Source organism: Actinospica durhamensis (assembly GCF_018139695.1).
GTDB lineage: Bacteria > Actinomycetota > Actinomycetes > Streptomycetales > Catenulisporaceae > Actinospica > Actinospica durhamensis.
Genome location: NZ_JAGSOG010000743.1, coordinates 1 through 452, shown reverse-complemented (window position 1 = coordinate 452; position 452 = coordinate 1). Strand labels below are relative to the sequence as shown.

The 452-nt window shown below is 77.4% G+C and carries 1 protein-coding gene and 1 pseudogene; both read right to left on the bottom strand.

Features of this window, described 5'->3' with window-relative positions:
• Positions 1 to 88: DUF5925 domain-containing protein (locus KDL01_RS46475; protein ID WP_368861759.1), on the bottom strand; the 88-nt coding region annotated here is incomplete at its 3' end.
• A gap of 89 nt (positions 89 to 177) precedes the next feature.
• Positions 178 to 452 (bottom strand): annotated as a pseudogene (locus KDL01_RS42000) (polysaccharide deacetylase family protein); the annotation flags it as partial.

The following is a 452-nucleotide window of genomic DNA, read 5'->3' as shown; positions in this document are numbered from 1 at the left end:
GGAACAGCGCGTCGACGACGTCGGACGGGGAGTCGCTGTCGTCGACGTTGAGCCGGATCGGCAGTGCGTCGTGCGGGTGTGCAGGCATGCCGCCATGATCGGGCACCCGGGGGCCGCGTGCACCCGGTTTGCGGGGTGCACGCGGATGTGTCGCCCGTGCGGTCCGTCGCCGCGGGGTCAGTCCGGTGGCCGGCGGACCAGCCGCCGGGCCTGCCGGGCCCGGCGGACCACCGCGTACCCCTTGGTCAGGGCGCGGTCCCGCGCGAAGGCGCGCGCGACGGCCCGCCCCCTCACCATCCGCTCGAACGCGGCGGCGTCCGTCGACCGCCGCACGGTGACCCGTCGCAGGGCGTACGGTCCCTGGGCGCGGCGGGCGAGGCCGTTGCCGACGGCGAGCGCCTGGGCGTACCCCGTCTCCCGCACCGCCTCGCGCACCCGGCGGCTGGAGTAGC